The organism is Paraburkholderia sp. BL27I4N3 (genome assembly GCF_003386115.1).
GTDB lineage: Bacteria > Pseudomonadota > Gammaproteobacteria > Burkholderiales > Burkholderiaceae > Paraburkholderia.
In genome coordinates this window covers 7575304-7591255 of the sequence record NZ_QREJ01000001.1, presented here as the reverse complement: position 1 = coordinate 7591255, position 15952 = coordinate 7575304, and the positions used below count along the sequence as shown (strand labels likewise).

15 protein-coding genes are annotated in these 15952 nt (G+C 57.4%); 7 read left to right on the top strand and 8 right to left on the bottom strand.

Annotation, left to right across the window (positions count from 1 at the left end):
• Positions 1-231: 231 nt before the first annotated feature.
• From B0G71_RS34420 to B0G71_RS34385, 8 genes are all read right to left on the bottom strand, one after another.
• Positions 232-1167, bottom strand: coding sequence for an SIS domain-containing protein (locus B0G71_RS34420; protein WP_116147564.1), 936 nt, complete (start codon positions 1165-1167; stop codon positions 232-234).
• Positions 1164-1955, bottom strand: coding sequence for a 3-deoxy-manno-octulosonate cytidylyltransferase (gene kdsB / locus B0G71_RS34415; RefSeq protein ID WP_116147563.1), 792 nt, complete (start codon positions 1953-1955; stop codon positions 1164-1166). The genes B0G71_RS34420 and kdsB overlap by 4 nt, the downstream gene beginning before the upstream one ends.
• On the bottom strand, positions 1939-2493 hold the full coding sequence (locus tag B0G71_RS34410) for an HAD family hydrolase (RefSeq protein WP_116147562.1): 555 nt from the start codon (positions 2491-2493) through the stop codon (positions 1939-1941). Before B0G71_RS34410 ends, kdsB begins: the two co-directional genes overlap by 17 nt.
• Positions 2490-3350, bottom strand: a complete 861-nt coding sequence (kdsA, locus tag B0G71_RS34405) for a 3-deoxy-8-phosphooctulonate synthase (RefSeq protein WP_116147561.1) — start codon at positions 3348-3350, stop codon at positions 2490-2492. The genes B0G71_RS34410 and kdsA overlap by 4 nt, the downstream gene beginning before the upstream one ends.
• A 114-nt stretch (positions 3351-3464) precedes the next feature.
• Positions 3465-5705 carry a polysaccharide biosynthesis tyrosine autokinase gene (locus B0G71_RS34400; protein ID WP_116147560.1) on the bottom strand — a complete coding sequence of 747 codons (2241 nt, stop codon included), beginning with the start codon at positions 5703-5705 and terminating at the stop codon, positions 3465-3467.
• A 42-nt stretch (positions 5706-5747) separates the two neighbouring features.
• Positions 5748-6185: a low molecular weight protein-tyrosine-phosphatase gene (locus tag B0G71_RS34395; RefSeq protein WP_116147559.1), complete on the bottom strand. Its 438-nt coding sequence runs from the start codon at positions 6183-6185 to the stop codon at positions 5748-5750.
• 2 nt (positions 6186-6187) lie between these two features.
• Positions 6188-7399, bottom strand: a complete 1212-nt coding sequence (locus B0G71_RS34390; RefSeq protein WP_258875719.1) for a polysaccharide biosynthesis/export family protein — start codon at positions 7397-7399, stop codon at positions 6188-6190.
• Between the two features lie 58 nt (positions 7400-7457).
• Positions 7458-7748 carry a hypothetical protein gene (locus tag B0G71_RS34385; protein ID WP_116147556.1) on the bottom strand — a complete coding sequence of 97 codons (291 nt, stop codon included), beginning with the start codon at positions 7746-7748 and terminating at the stop codon, positions 7458-7460.
• 83 nt (positions 7749-7831) lie between these two features.
• Between B0G71_RS34385 and B0G71_RS34380 the strand changes: the two genes are divergently transcribed.
• The 7 genes from B0G71_RS34380 to B0G71_RS34350 all read left to right on the top strand — a co-directional run bounded on the left by B0G71_RS34380 (position 7832) and on the right by B0G71_RS34350 (position 15939).
• The gene (locus B0G71_RS34380) at positions 7832-9247 is read left to right on the top strand and encodes an undecaprenyl-phosphate glucose phosphotransferase (RefSeq protein ID WP_116149128.1); all 1416 of its coding nucleotides are present in this window, start codon (positions 7832-7834) and stop codon (positions 9245-9247) included.
• 138 nt (positions 9248-9385) lie between these two features.
• Positions 9386-10525: an NAD-dependent epimerase/dehydratase family protein gene (locus tag B0G71_RS34375; RefSeq protein ID WP_116147554.1), complete on the top strand. Its 1140-nt coding sequence runs from the start codon at positions 9386-9388 to the stop codon at positions 10523-10525.
• A 28-nt stretch (positions 10526-10553) separates the two neighbouring features.
• Entirely contained in the window at positions 10554-11420 is an 867-nt protein-coding gene (locus tag B0G71_RS34370; protein WP_116147552.1) for a glycosyltransferase family 2 protein, read from the top strand.
• Positions 11421-11506: 86 nt separating this feature from the next.
• Positions 11507-12748: a capsular biosynthesis protein gene (locus tag B0G71_RS34365; protein WP_258875718.1), complete on the top strand. Its 1242-nt coding sequence runs from the start codon at positions 11507-11509 to the stop codon at positions 12746-12748.
• 6 nt (positions 12749-12754) lie between these two features.
• Positions 12755-14119: a lipopolysaccharide biosynthesis protein gene (locus tag B0G71_RS34360; protein WP_116147548.1), complete on the top strand. Its 1365-nt coding sequence runs from the start codon at positions 12755-12757 to the stop codon at positions 14117-14119.
• A gap of 4 nt (positions 14120-14123) precedes the next feature.
• A complete protein-coding gene (locus B0G71_RS34355; protein ID WP_116147546.1) occupies positions 14124-14765 on the top strand; it encodes a DapH/DapD/GlmU-related protein in 642 nt (213 codons plus the stop codon).
• Positions 14758-15939 carry a hypothetical protein gene (locus tag B0G71_RS34350; RefSeq protein ID WP_116147544.1) on the top strand — a complete coding sequence of 394 codons (1182 nt, stop codon included), beginning with the start codon at positions 14758-14760 and terminating at the stop codon, positions 15937-15939. The genes B0G71_RS34355 and B0G71_RS34350 overlap by 8 nt, the downstream gene beginning before the upstream one ends.
• The last annotated feature ends 13 nt before the right edge of the window (positions 15940-15952 follow it).

Below are 15952 nucleotides of genomic sequence, written 5' to 3'. Positions count from 1 at the left end.
TTCCGAATCCATGGAAGATGATGCGGCGCTCTCGGAGAATGCTCCTTTAGCTCTTGTGCGGTTTGTGTACGGGTGCATGTTCCTGTTTCCGCGGCCAGCGCTGGCGTGTCACCTATTCTCACCGCCGATATTACTCACAGCGTGCTGTTGACAACGATCGCTGGCTACCGGTGCCATAGATTTGTCTGAAATGACGCTAGCCACTGTGCGAAACGCACCAAGCATGCACCTTTACTTCTTGAAAACACCGACAATGTGCTGTTGTTCCAATACCAGTAGCGAAGTAATCCGCCGTTCGTCGAGCAATGCCAACGCATCCTGCACGCGCGTGGCGGGTGACACCATCGTGGGCTCTCTCGACATGAAGTCTCGCGCGCATTTTTCGAATGCATGGGGTCCGTGGAGTTCGATCAAGCGGCGAACGTCACCGTCGGTAATCAGGCCCCAACCCGTTTCGTCGCGAACGATTGCAATCCCAAGACTGCCGCGCGTCATCTCGCTGACGATCTCCATGACCTTCGCATCGGGTCCGACGAACGGAAGCTTGTCGCGCACCATCTCGTCACCCACGGTGCTCAGCAATCGCCGTCCAAGCGATCCTCCAGGGTGAAAACGCGCGAATCCCTCCGGCTTGAAATCGCGCGCCTCCATTAACGTCACGGCGAGGGCATCGCCCATTGCTAGCGCCGCAGTCGTCGAAGCGGTCGGCGCCAGTTGAAGCGGACAGGCTTCTTTCTCGACACCGATATCCAGATGGCAATGCCCCGCGCGAGCAAGCGTCGACTCACGATTGCCCGTCATTGCGATCACGAAGTTGTGATTGTTTCGCAGAAATGGGAGCAACTGCACAACCTCGTGAGTTTCACCCGAATTTGAAATGGCGAGAAACACGTCGTCACTGGTGACCATTCCGAGATCACCGTGGTACGCCTCGCCGGGATGCATGAAAAACGCCGGCGTGCCGGTGCTCGCGAAAGTTGCCGCGATCTTCTTGCCGATGATTCCAGACTTACCCATGCCGCACACGATCACACGGCCGCGCGTTTCGAGAATACGCGCTATCGCCTGCGTATAGTCGTCGTCCAGGGCCGACGCGAGCGCGGCAACGGCACTGGACTCCAAAGCGAAAACGCGTTTCGCCGACGAGATGTAATCGTGAGCCGTCATGATCTCCCCGAAGCGTTCACAAACAGTATTTCCCTTACTCGCGCCACATCCTCGTTCGTATCGACACCCGGCGGCGGAGCTTCAGGCCATTCGAATACGCGAATCGGCATACCCAGCCAGATCGCGCGCATCTGTTCCAGCTTCTCGAGTTCTTCGAGTTCGCATGAAGGGGTCTCCGTCAATCGGTAGAGCGCGGAGCACCGATAGGCGTAGATACCGATATGACGCAAGTACGCGGTCAACGGCCACTCGCCTTGGGGAAGATCGCGGCAAAACGGAATCGCCGAACGTGAAAACACGATTGCCTGCCCGTGGGCGCCGACCACGAGTTTGACGACGTTTGGATCAGTCAAATGGGACACTTGGGTCAAAGGGACCGCAACAGTCGCCATGTCGAGAGTCTGCGCATTCGCGCAGAATTGCACGAACGACGCAAGCAACGGCTGTGGAACGAGCGGTTCATCACCCTGCACATTAACGACGAGATCATCTGGATTCCAGCCCGATTCACGCGCAACTTGCGCGCACCGATCAGTTCCGGACTGATGTTCGGGGTCGGTCATCCGGACCGGAATCCGGTACGCCTCCAGACTGTCGACAATCCGCTCGTCGTCTGTGGCCACCACGATATCCACCGTCTCGGGCAATGCCGCTCGAACAGATCCATACACCCGCACGATCATCGGCGCGCCGGCCAGATCGATCAGTGGCTTGCCGGGCAAGCGAGTCGAACCAAAACGAGCTGGAATCACCACGTGGATCGAAGCAAGGCTACTGGACGATCGCACTGCGCACCTCCCCGGTCAAAAACGATTGATACATCTCGTCGAGCGTCATCCCGTCGGCCAACAACACGTTCTCTGCGACTTCACGGGCGACGCCGTGGCCGCCACGCGCGCGCGTGACATGATCCGCGTGCCGCAATACAAGCACGTGTGCATCGCCTGGGGCGAACGCGCGGCCGGCGCGCAACATCACCGGCAAATCGATCACGTCGTCGCCGACGTAGACGATCTCCTCGTCCTGCAAGCCCCGCTCCAGCTTGATCGCCTCGTACGCGGACAACTTGTCGTGGCTGCCGGTCACCACCAGGTTAAAACCGAGCTCTTTCGCCCGGCGTGTAAGCGGCGCACTCGATCGACCGGACAATACGCCCGTCGCAATTCCGTATTCACGCAGCAGTCCGATCGCCACGCCGTCGCGTACGCTGAAAGACTTGAGGTGTTCACCTTCGCCATTGAAATGCAACGAGCCGTCCGTCAGCACGCCGTCCACATCGAATAGAACAAGGCGGATTTTTCCCCGATACTTTCGTGGCCCGCTCATTGAATATCCAGCGCCGGGAAGCTCTTGACCAGATCGTCAAGGTCCTTCATTTGCCGGAGAAACGGTTCGAGCACGGCAAGCGGAAGCGCGCTCGGACCATCACAACGCGCGTGATCGGGATCGGGATGTGCTTCCAGAAAGAGACCGCCCAGACCGACCGCCAGACCCGCACGTGCAAGCTCGACGACCTGGCGGCGCCGGCCGCCTGAAGCGGCGCCGCCCGGATCGCGATATTGCAGGCTATGCGTCACGTCAAAGATCACCGGCGCGCCATCCGACGCTTCGATCATCTGCCGGAAGCCAAGCATATCGACCACCAGATTGTCGTAGCCGAACGAACTGCCGCGCTCGCACAGAATGACGCTGTCGTTACCAACTTCACGGCACTTGCCGACAATGTGAGCGACCTGCGTCGGGCTCATGAATTGCGGCTTCTTGATGTTGATTACGCGGCCCGTTTTCGCAATAGCTACGACGAGGTCCGTCTGCCGCGCGAGAAATGCCGGCACCTGGAGCACATCGACGACCTCCGCGACACGCGCGGCCTGCTCGACCTCGTGTACATCGGCAATGACCGGCATGCCGAACTCACGTTTGACCGCTGCAAAGATACTCAAACCTTCATCCATTCCGACCCCACGATAAGAATGGATCGACGAACGATTCGCCTTGTCGAACGAAGCCTTGAAGACGAATGGAATGTTCAACTTCGCCGTCGTCTCGACATAGTGGCGGCACGCGTACAGTGTCGAATCGAGGTCTTCGAGAACGTTGATGCCGCCGAACAATACGAACGGCAGACGGTTCGAGACCGTTACCGCGCCTGTGATTTCTACCGCACGATCGTTTATCTTCATCGCTCACGTCCACGCCAGAAAGAGTTAGAACGGTTGACCTGAATCGCCCTGCTCAGAGATATCCGGGCGCGGCGACCTTCAGTCTTTGGGTCTCATGCACTGTACGCGTTGACGTTAGCTACGCGTCTCGCCACCGTATTCATAGGCTGCATAGCGATATGAACCATATTTGGAGCCGTAACCATACCGCGCGTGCGACAGATTCAGCCCGTTAAAGAGTACGCCGTTTGCCTCAACGCCGTTTTGGGCGAGCCGCTTGACCGACTCTCCGATCTCGCCCGCTTTCGTCACCGCCGCCCGGGCGACCAGGAACACAGTGCCTGCGTTCGGCGCGAGAATTCCGGCATCGGCGGCTGCGAGTGCAGGCGCCGTGTCAATCAGCACGATGTCGTACATCTTCGACAGGTCCTGGATACAAGACGCCACACGGTCACCTAGCAACAACTCTGCGGGATTTCGCGGCAGTGTCCCAGTCGAAACAAAGTCCAGTCGCGGAATCAGATCGCGCCGCACGACCTGCTCGAATGTCGAGAGACCCGACACCAGCTCTGAAAATCCGCCACCGCGTTCAAATCCGAACGACTGATGCAAATGCCCTTTGCGCAAGTCACCATCGATCAGCAGCACTCTTTTGCCTCCCGCCGCCAGCACCGCCGCAAAATTCGCCGACACGAACGACTTACCCACGGCCGGCGCCGACCCGGTCAACAGTACGACGTTGTTTCGCGCGTTGACCATGGCAAACTGCAACGCAGTTCTCAGACTACGTAAGCTTTCGATAGCCGGATCGCTAGGCGAATCGGCGGCGAGAACGTGTGTACCCGCTTTCTTTGCGCTCGACGTCTTGCTTAGCTCCTGTTGACGCTTACTCAACGGGATCGTCGCGTACACATGAAGCCCCGTGCGGCGCTCCAACTCGGTCGGATCGCTGATGCCGCGGAACAGCATGTTGCGCACAAAGGCAAGCACCGCGCCCGCAAACAGGCCGACGACCAGCGATCCAGCAAGGACGATCAACTTTTTCGGCTTGACCGGCTTCTCAGGAATCGCTGCCGTGTCGACAAGCCGCACATTCCCCGTCTTGCCCGCCTTGACGAGCTGCAATTGCTGAAAGTTGTTCAGCAAGGACGTGTAGAGATCAGTATTGACCTGAACGTCGAGTTGCAACTGAACAATCTGCTGCTGCACGTCGGGCAGTTGCTTGATTCTGGAGGTTGCCGCGTCGCTGTATTGACGCAACGTCGCAATCTGCGAGTCGATCGTGCGGATAGCCGGATGGTGTCCATTGAATCGTGCCGCGAGTCCCTGGCGTTGCTCCTCGAGTTCGAGCAGCTTGGTCTTCGCGTCGACGGACTGCTGCAATACCACCTTCGCTTCCTCAGTCAGGTCCACGCTGCCGAGTTTGTTGCGTGCCGCCGTATAGCGTTGCTGGGCTTCGTCGAGACGCCGCTTGATCACCGGCAATTGCGAGTTCAGAAACTCCAGAGACTGCGCCGCTTCAGCAGACTTTCGTTCGACGTTCTGCCGAATGTACTGATCGCCCACCGCGTTCAACTCCGCCGCTACGCGCACCGGGTCGGTATCGAGCAGACTGGCAATCAACACGCCCGATTGCTTCACCTTCTCTTGAACGTCGAGGTTGTTTTGCAAGTCGGTGATACTTTTCATTCTCGAGTGGCGTCTAAGGACAAACTGCGTATCCGGCTTGCCTCGAATGGATTTCACCCAGAGAAGAATCTTTCCACAGCACGACGGTACTGACTCGACCCGTCCAACCTGACCGACAAACGGTTCAGGGAGATCGTCGCCGGTCAACTGGTAGTGCGTCGCGTCGATCACCGTCAGGCGGAATTTGTCGTCCTCGAGCGATGTCGGTACGTCGAATTGCGCCACGTCGATACGCTCGTTTCCCCATGCGTAGCCGCCGATGCCGAATAGGCCAGGTGTGGAAAGCTCCTGATTGCGGCGGGCTATCCAGTTCCCGATCAACGGAAAGTAGCGCGGCTGTGCGTCGATAAACAGTTTGAGGTTGTCGACCGCACGCGTAACGACAAGGCGTGATGCCAGAATCTGACTTTCTGCAGCAGCCGTCGACTTCACGTCGAACAACGACGAAACATCGCCCAGCAGGCCTTTTTCCGCCGAGCTTTCCGGGCTGTCTTCGACCTGTATGAGCAGATCGGCCTCATAGACCGGATTGCTCAGAAACGCGTAGAGCGTGCCGGCCACGACGAAGAAGGCGACCACAATGCCGATCAGCCAACGGCTTTCTATCAGCACGTCGAGGATCGTCACGAAGTCCAGTTCTTCTTCGCTATCGGGTGCCCCCGTGGGAGGCAATTTAGTTTGCGTCATCAAATAGGTGCCAAGGTAGCGAGCGGAAAAACGCCCGCTCGGTTAAGCCACAATTTTGAGTCGCTCGACCCAGTCTTCGATCGCGCGGTCAATCAAGGTGAGGCACGCTTGAAAATCCGAACGCTCGCCTCCGTAAGGGTCGAAAATATCCTGATCAATGAATTCTCCCAGCCGAAATACCTTTCCACGCGTGGTCGGATAACGATCGACCACGCTCTGCTTCTGTTTTGCGTCCATCACGAAGATCACATCCGACTGCGCACACAGAGACGCCGAGAGCGGCCTGGCGCGGTGATCGTCGATCACAATGTCGCGCTCGCGCATCAACTCACGCGCAATCCGGTCGGCAGGGTGGCCGATGAGCGCGCCCAGTCCCGCGGACTCGACCCGAACATGGCGCAGCCGTGCGCGCAAAAGGCCAACCGCCATTGGACTTCGGCAGATGTTGCCGATACAGACCACGAGAACCGATTGGACCATGTTCAGTTACCCGATGCGGTTCGTTGCAGGTAATAAGCACCGGTCGCACTGCCCACCAGAGGCGTCACGACGCGGTACCACCTGATCACGCCTGGCGCGTCTACATACACGACGTCGTCCGGCTTCATTTCAAACCCGGCGGCAAGCACCATTCCGGTCGGCGACTTGCTGTCGAGATGGAATATCTTCGGAAGCCCATCGTCCGATTTCGCGCGCACCACGTAGATTTCACCCGCATCGCCGGTCAACTGGCTGACACCACCCGCGTCGCCCAGCGCATCGCTTAGCGTCAGGTGACCATTCGTCTTGAACACGACAGGCCCCGGCTTCACGACTTCGCCCGAGACCACGACCCGATGTTCGATTAAAGGCGGGACCCGGATCGCGTCCTGGTCACGGATCGCAATGTCCTTCGGATTGAGCCCACGCTTCAGCATTTCAGGAAGATTGATCCGATGCGTGATGCCGCCGCGGGTCAGTTCGATTCTGCTCAGGTCGCCGGTTGCCGCGACGCCGTTTGCCTGATTCAGCATCTCGGCCAGCGTCATCGGGACATCGGTGATCTGCTTGACGCCCGGCTGGCGCACTTCGCCGTCGATATAGGCTTTCTGACTGCGGTATCCAATGACGCGCACCGTCACCTGCGGATCGTTGAGGTTCTGCTTCAGGTGATCGATCAATTGTTGCTGCAATTGCAGCTCCGTCAGTCCACTGGCCTTGATCTTCCTGACATAGGGAAACTGGACGTATCCGTCCTTGCTGACGACAAAACCAGGCAGACTCTGCGCCGTCATACCCACCGTAGCCGGAGAAGCGCCCGAGTCCGTGCCGATCGCGTAACTGAGGTTAGGCATCACCAGTTCCGGGTGATCCCAAACGATGATGGACAGTACGTCCTGCGCTCCGATCCGATAGGGTGCGGGTGGCGCGATCAACGATGCATAGCTGGTGTCTGCCGCAATGGCCGCCTTGCGAGTTGACGATTCCTGCTCGATCAGCTTGAACGTAATCGGCGTGATCACCGGCACTGAAGAAGGATCCTCGGGATCGATCGGCTTATGGGGATCGAAACTCATCCCTGGCGCAAATGCGCAAGCGCCAAGTGCAACCACCGAACACAAGGACAAGCGTTGAATAAGTAATGCAAAGCGATTTCTCATTGGCAGTGTGCTAGGGCAGTATGGATCTGCAGACTTCGAAATGACCGACTGCAAAAGCGAAGACCCGTGGACTATTCGAGGGCCCTTGAATGTCAGTCGCGCTTTACGGTTGTTAGACCGCATCGCACAGTCTGCCGTCGCTTTCTTGACGGCTTGTCTTACCGGGATCGGATATTACCGATGCTGCGACGCGGCGAATCGCGTTGACCGAAAACGGCATGCATTTGGCGAAATACGGAAAGTCCCGGGCGGCGCCGGTCGACTTCGAGGCTGGGTCCCCGGACTTTTTACCCAATACGACTGAATCGGAGATCGAGGCGCCACGCGGCTTCCGGCCGATGCCAAAACGCCATGCATGAGCACGTTGAGTCGATTCGGACGATTCATTGCCGTTTTCCGTCATCGGAATTGTCGTCGCCAACCTCGTGGTTATGATGCGACGCAAAACCGGTTAGCGCCTGCAAACAAATCGCTAGGGGAATGAAAATGCAATCAGTCAAACCGCTTGAGTTTCATCCCGGTACTCGCGCACCTGAATTTCTCTTCGCGCTGCTTGATGCGTGTCTCGTATTGGCGGGCGCCGAGATTGCGTATGTATTCCGTTTCGAAGACTTCACTGCGTGGAGTAACTCCACGCTGCTTCTCGTCGCCTTCAATACGGCGATGACCGCACTGCTATTCCCCACGTTGGGTATCTATCAATCCTGGCGAGGACGGAATCCGCTGGAGATGGTGACGCTTGTTACGATCGGCTGGGTGGCCGTCTTCGTCCTGGGACTCGTACTGGTCTTCACGACACATCAGGCACACACCCTGTCGCGGCTCTGGTGCGGGACGTGGCTCGTCACGTCGCTTGCGCTGCTCGTCACCTTGCGGCTCGCGCAATATCACTTGTCGAAACAGCTATGGCGACGCGGCATCAATGTCCAACCGGTCGCCATCGTCGGCGCGAATCCGCTCAGCCTTACGTTGATCGATCGCTTGCGTAAGAACGCCCAGTCGGGCTTCTATCCGGAATGTGTCTTCGACGAGGATCCGCAGGCCTCCACGTATGCCGGCGGACTTCCGGTGATCGCCTCTCTCGACGGACTTGCCGATACGGTGCGCACCCGAAGCATCAAGGAAATCTGGCTCGTTCTGCCGCTGCGGGAAGAAGCGCGGGTACACGCCGTATTGAACGCATTCCGGCATGACTTCGTGAACGTCCGCTTCATTCCGAACGTGCGTGACATTTCCCTTTTCAACCACTCGGTCTCCGAGGTCGTGGGGCTATCCGCAATCAATCTATTGGCGTCGCCGTCAGCAGATCCACGTTTTGTACCGAAACAGATTTTCGACCGCACCTTCGCGGCTCTTGCGCTGCTCTGTTTGTTGCCGCTGATGCTCGTCATCGGAATTCTCGTGAAGTTGTCCTCGCCCGGTCCGGTTTTCTTCCGCCAATGGCGCAAGGGCGCGAACGGCAACGAATTTCAGATCTACAAGTTTCGGACGATGGTGGTTCATTCCGAAGATGCCGGCCAGTTGACTCAGGCCAAACGGCGCGATCCTCGTGTGACGCCGATAGGCGCGCTGCTACGCAAGACCAGTCTCGACGAGTTGCCGCAGTTCATCAATGTCCTCAAAGGCGACATGTCCGTAGTCGGTCCGCGCCCGCATGCGTTGCAGCACGACGAACTCTACAAAGACCTCGTGAACGGCTACATGTTTCGCTACAGGATCAAACCTGGCATTACGGGCTGGGCGCAAATCAACGGCTATCGCGGCGAAACCGACAAGATCGAAAAGATGCAAGGACGAATCGCCTTCGATCTCTATTACATCGAGAACTGGACGTTCGGTCTCGATCTCAAGATCGTTCTGAAAACGTTTATCCATGGCTTCGGTGGCGCCCAAGCGTATTGAAGGCACGCGTTACTTTCGACCTGCACGCATTCCGGATTTGCCAGTCGCCAAATCCGTGTCTCGCGTCCCCGGTTCAGCGCTGCGATTCACAGTAAAAGCAGCCCTTTTTTTGACCTTTATCTCAATCTTCGAGCTCGCATGAATATCCTGATCACCGGCGGTGCCGGCTTTATCGGCAGTGCACTCGCGCGTACGCTTAACCGCCTCGGCGACACTGTTACGGTACTGGACAACCTTTCTCCGCAGATTCACGGGACTAATCCGGATGAATCTCCGCTGTTCAAGTCGTTGCCTGAATCCGTGCGCTTCATCAAAGGCGACGTGCGTCGCCGTGAAGACTGGCAAGCCGCACTGGAGGGTCAGGAAGCCGTCATTCACCTGGCTGCGGAAACGGGGACCGGTCAATCCATGTACCAGATCGACCACTATGTGGAGACCAACGTCCGCGGCACGTCGCTAATGCTCGATTTACTCGCCGAAGCGCGCGACGCTGGGCATGGCACCGTCCGCCGGCTCATCGTGGCGTCGTCCCGTTCGATCTATGGCGAAGGCAAATATCGCGGCCACGCGGGCTACGTATATCCGGGCACGCGGAAAGCCTCTGACATGCGTCTCGGACTGTATGATTGCCTTTGCCCGGAAACCGGCGAACGTCTCGAACTGGTCCCAACCGACGAGACCTCCAAGACGCATCCCAGCTCTGTCTACGGCATCACGAAGCTGTTTCAGGAACAACTGGTTCTCACTGTCTGCGAGACGCTCGATATCGGCGCGATCGCACTCCGCTTTCAGAACGTGTATGGACCGGGCCAGTCGCTGCGTAACCCGTACACCGGCATTCTCTCCATCTTCTCCACGCTGCTGCTTCAGGGCAAAGACGTCAACATTTTCGAGGACGGCCTCGAGAGCCGCGACTTCGTCTATATCGACGACATCGTCGAATCCATTGTGCTCGCGCTTGATGCGACGAATAAAGCCGGTGTCGCCTACAACGTCGGATCCGGTAAGGCAACGAGCGTGCTTCAGGTCGCGCAAACGCTGAAGCGCTTCTACGGCGCCACCGGCGCGCTCAACATCACGGGCAATTTCCGTCTCGGCGACATCCGCCATAACTATGCGGATTTGAAAAAGATTCGCAAAGAGCTCGACTTCGAGCCGAAGGTGTCGTTTGCAGAAGGTGCGATGCATTTCTGCAAGTGGGTCGAGGAACAAACCATCTCTGATGCAGGCTACGACCAGTCGGTCGCCGAGATGCGCAGTCGCGGGCTGTTGAACTAAGCGCCCTCACTCTTCAAGGAAATTCGTGATGAAAATTGGCATTGTGACCGTGCTTTTCAAATCGGACCCGGTGATCGCAGGGTTTATTGCGAGCATGAACGCTCAACGATTCACGGATTTTCATGTCCTCTGTATCGAGAACGACGTCGACAACCGTGCGTGCGAAGCGGCAATTCGCGCGGATCTAAAGGTTCCGTTCACATTCATTCGCAACAAATCGAACCTGGGTGTGGCCACGGCGAACAACCAGGGACTGGACTTCTTTCTTCCAGATGAGAGCTTCACGCATGTCCTCTTCCTGAATAACGACATTGAAGTCAACGCCGATTTCCTCCAGCAGCAAGTGGATATTCTGAATGCCAATCCACACGTCGACGCGCTCGCGCCAAAGAGCTTTTACTATGACACGCCCGGCAAACCGTGGTATGCCGGTGGCAAACTGAGCTACCTCAAAGGCGGCTGCCGTCATTTCGGCCATAACAAACCCGATCGACTGACCAAAAATCTTTTGTATCCGGTTGACTACGCGCCAACTTGCTCGCTCATCGTCAGGTCGCGTCTGTTAAAGGAATCGGGAATCCGGATGTGGGAGGAGCTCTTCGTCTACTACGACGACACGATCTTCTGCCTCGAACTGAAAAGGGCCGGAATCAAGATGTATTACACGCCGACCATTCATCTTCAGCACAAGATCAGCTCTTCAACGGGCGGCAGCCGCTCAGATTTTTCACGTTATTACTTGACGCGCAACTGGCTTTACTGCGGATTGAAAACACGCAATCTCGCTGTCGCCGCGTCGGCAATCGTGTTGACCGTTTTTCATGCGGCGGCACGTCACAAGATCGAACTTCGCGCATTACGCGACGCGCTTCTGATGAAACGGGCTGTCGCATAACCACGTTCGACATCGTATCCGGCCGGCGGTTGGCTCGCTCACACACTATGAAAACTAAAGTTGTCACGCTGGTTTACTACCATCCAATGGCGCGCTTCTTCTGCGCGATAGAGGATGCATGGAAGCAGTTGGATCCCAACGTCGAATTTCTCCATCTGGCGGTTTTTCCAAGTGCGTGGGCGTACTTCCGGTTGCATGGGCGTGCGACCAAGGCGCTGTCGTGGAGGGCATTTCTGAAGAGGGTGAAGGACCGTTCGACCGATCCTGACGTCATTTCGGCTCTGATCCGCTTCCACTCATCCGATCCCGGTATGACCGATCCGCAACGGGACGCGCTTGACCGCCACGCACGGAAAATGCTCGACGTGAGCCGATCGGTGATCGAGCAGTTCGATCCGGACGTAGCCATCCTGAGTGGCGACACACGTTTGCCCGCCGAGGTGTTGATGCGCACCCTGGCCGATTCGCGTGCGACGACGTGGTTTTTCGAGCAGGGACCGTATCGCACCACGCTACTGGATCGCGAGGGAGTCAACGCGAATTGTTCGTTCCGTACGGCTCTTGCCGATCTTCCTGCGACGGGTCCTGAGTTGGTCGTACCTAGTCAGCGTCCGAGATGGAACAATCGTCTGTACTCGATGGTCGACAAGCTTGTCGTTGCACAATCGCGGCTTACCGGGTTGCTGCCTCCCGATCTCCGACCGTATCGCCTGGAGAAGTGCCCGTCTGCGCGTTACAAGGCATTGGTGCGCCAATCGGACACCGTGTCCGACCGGCGAAAGACTCTCCTGCTCGCAATGCAGGTGCCCGAAGACGCGAACAACATCTATCACAATCCACTTCAGCTCAGCGACGCTGGATTGATCGAGTTCGTCATGGCCGGTATCCCACCCGACTGGAAAGTCGTCGTCCGTGAACATCCGCTGTACCGCCGCAAATACAGCGCGGCATTCTACGCGCTAGTGGAACGCCTGGAGAGAATCGAACTCAGCGGCCGGTCGCTCCCCGAGGATATTGCCCGGACATGTATAACGGTCACGGTCAACTCGTTGACGGGACTTGATGCTTTCGCGGCCGGCCACAGGGTCATCGTGCTCGGCGAATCGTTTTACGATCATCTCAACGGAATTCTGCCGGCACGTACGCCAGCCGAACTCGGCCATCTGATCGAACACCCCACCGACAGGTCGAATCCCGCCCCGAACATGTTGCTTGGCGCGCTGGTCAACCGGTACTTCTTCCCCGGCCACTTTACCGACGTCGATCTCGGCTATACGCGCGGTATCGCTGCGCGCGTAATCGAGTCGCTCCGCGTTGAGACTCGATAAACAGTTATGACAGCAGCCGGACTTCCGCCGTCGCCGAGCATTGCCAAACGTATTGCGTCGAGTTTCGTCTTCAGACTCTCGGGCGCAGTGACGAATTTTTCGTTCGTGATCTTTCTCGGCCGTTATCTCGGCGCGTCGCAGACGGGTCTCTACATGATTGGCCTGGGGTTTCTGTCGGTGCTGTCGACATTCTGCCGGCTCGGCCTCGAACAGATCGTGATTCGCGAGGGCGGTCCGATGGTACGCGATCGTCAGTGGACACAGCTACGAAGCTTGTACCGCCAAACCATGCTCCTCGCCGCTGTCGCGAGTCTCGCCCTCACGCTGACGGTCATTCTTCTATCGAAACCCCTGGCGCTGTATGTCTTTGATAAGCAGGAACTTGTCTCTGTATTGGTGTGGTTCGCGGTAGCGTTATTACCGACTTCGATCGCGATGATGCACGTACCGTTTCTGCAGATCATCGGCAAGCCGGAAAGAAGCATTGCCGTGTTCAGCCTTTGGGTACCGCTCATCTCGTTCCTTTCACTATTCTGCATGCCGCCCTCGAACGCGGTGACGGCGGCGTATATCTTCGTTGGCGCATCAACCGTCAACCTCGCTATTGCGTACATTCCCTTCAGCAGGTTCATGCGCAGCGCCGGTGGTCTCACCAGTCCGATCGGCCCGGTATGGAATGTCCAATTACTGCGGCCAGCACTGCCGCTGCTGATCGGCAACACCTGCCAGATGGCGCTGCTCTGGATCGCGGTTTTTGCGCTGGGCATTCACTCTTCTCCTTCCGACGTGGGCGGTTATTCGGTCGCACAACGCGTTGCGCTGACGCTTTCGGGCTTCCTGATCCCACCCATCGACGCGCTAGTGGGGCCAAAACTTTCGATGATGCGTGGCACCGCCAGCAAGCACGACATCGAGTGGATTGTTCAACGAGTATCGGCTGCACTGCTGATCCTGGTGTCGGGTCTTTTCGTCGTCCTGGTCATATCGGGCCACCACCTGCTGCGACTATTCGGCAATGACTTTGGGGCGGGTTACGGCCCCCTTCTATTTTTGAGCGCGGGACAACTCGCCGTGGTCGCAAGCGGTTCAATACGTCCCTTACTGGTCGTTCACGGACTGGAGAGAGTCATCCGTAATGCGATGGTGATAGCGACCCTGGCGTGCATTGCCCTTGCCGCGTTTCTCGTGCCGGCGCTTGGCGGGACCGGCGCGGCACTCGCTACCGCTCTTGCACTGGCAGGCGAAAAACTCGTAGAGGGACTTGTGGCGTGGAAGGTTCTGGGTATCTGCGTCTATCCGTCGCTGTCGTTCTACCGACGTGAGATCACCACCCTCCTGAAGCCCCACGCCAAACGTACACAAACGGAATAGACACGTGAATATAGGCATCTTCTTCAAGATCCGGAATCGTCTTCGGACGTCACTTCAGAGCATCGTGTATCCATTTTTCTTCACTCGGTTCGGGGCACGTTCCCGCATTCTCAGGCCAATCCGGATCGACGGATCGGACAACATCGCGATCGGCACTGACGTCTTCATTAACAACTTCGCATGGATCGAGACGATTCACGCGTTCTCCGTGCAACCCAGACTTGAGATCCGCGACCGTGTATACATCGGCAACAGCGCACATATTATTGTCACCCAGTCGATCGAAATCGGATGCGACGTACTGATCGCCGACCGGGTCTATGTCGCCGACTATATTCACGGATACGAAGACATCCACAAACCGGTCAAGACGCAAAACCTGATTCAGCGCCGCCCGGTCAGCATCGGGGATGGCTCGTGGATTGGCGAGAACGTCGTAATACTCGGAGCCAGAATTGGCCGCAACTGTGTGATCGGCGCTAACGCCGTCGTCACAAGCGACATCCCCGATTTCTGCGTCGCCGTCGGCGCACCTGCCCGCGTGGTTCGCCACTGGCATCCGGATCATATGGAATGGTTAAAGGGCGGGCCTTCTGCGCGTAACGCCTGTCCCGCTAGTGTCACAACCGAAATCAATCATGCTTAGTGCCCTCTTCCGGCGCGAAATCCGCGCCTCGTTACTGCTGACCGCAATCCTGCTTGTCAGCGGCGGTTGGATCGTTGTGGTTCGCGTTGGTAATTCCGCGATGATCGCCGCAATCGTCGTCGTTCTATTTTGCAGCTTCCTGGTATCCGTACGTTTTCCTCGAGCGATCCGTGGAAGCTACGGGATTCTGGTTATCGCGATCTTCGTTGCCAGCTACGCGCAGGATTTTCAGATCGACGACAAGGAACTTTTCGTCATTCTAAAAGCGCTAATCGCGGGCGTCGCGTGCATCTATTTCAAGCGGACACGCCGCGACTTCCGCGAGCTTTTCGTCGATGTAATGTATTACATGGCGATCATCTCGCTGGTCCTTTATCCGCTCGCGTACGTGGCCCCCGGCATCGCACGCCATATCGATGACGAATACAGCACGGTCTTCGGCCTTCTCTACGTCCGCTCGACCGATCTTCAGCGCTTCAATCACTACCGCAATCAGGGCATCTTCTGGGAAGCCGGTGTTTACGGCGTCATGCTGACGATGGCCTTTGCATACAACTGTCTGAAGTACAAGAAACGACCCAATTGGGTATTTATTCTGGCTGCTCTCTCCACTCAATCCATGGGAGCCCTGTCGGTCTTGATGCCATTCGCTGCCTATTGTTACGTGCATCAGCGCCAGCCGCGGCTCGCAAATCTCGCAGCCGTCATGTTGGGCATTGTGGTGGCACTTGTACTGGCCGCCCCTGGCGCGATCGACGACGCCTTCTCCACCCTCTTCGGCCGCTCGCTGCAAGGCGACTCGAGTATCACCGTGCGAATCAACGACATGACACTCGGGGCGCGCGCCGCGGCTGACAGCTTGCTGCTCGGCCGTCCAAGCGGCGATCTCGACGCCTACAACGCACTTGCACTGGACGAGTATGGGTACATCAAGGAGAACGACGCCGGCATATCGAACTCGATTACCGGCATGATCTACAAATACGGGGTACCTGTCACCGTGATCTATTGCTGGGTTCTCTGGCTCCGGGTGCGTAGGGATTTCGGATCTATGGCGCCACTTGTTTTTGCCGTTTTCGCCGGCTTGCTAATGATCGAACCACTCGGTCTGTCTATCTTCATCTTCATGCTTCTCGCCTATCGAGACTATCCTTCGGTAGCCGGCCGGCAATAGGCCCGACATGTCT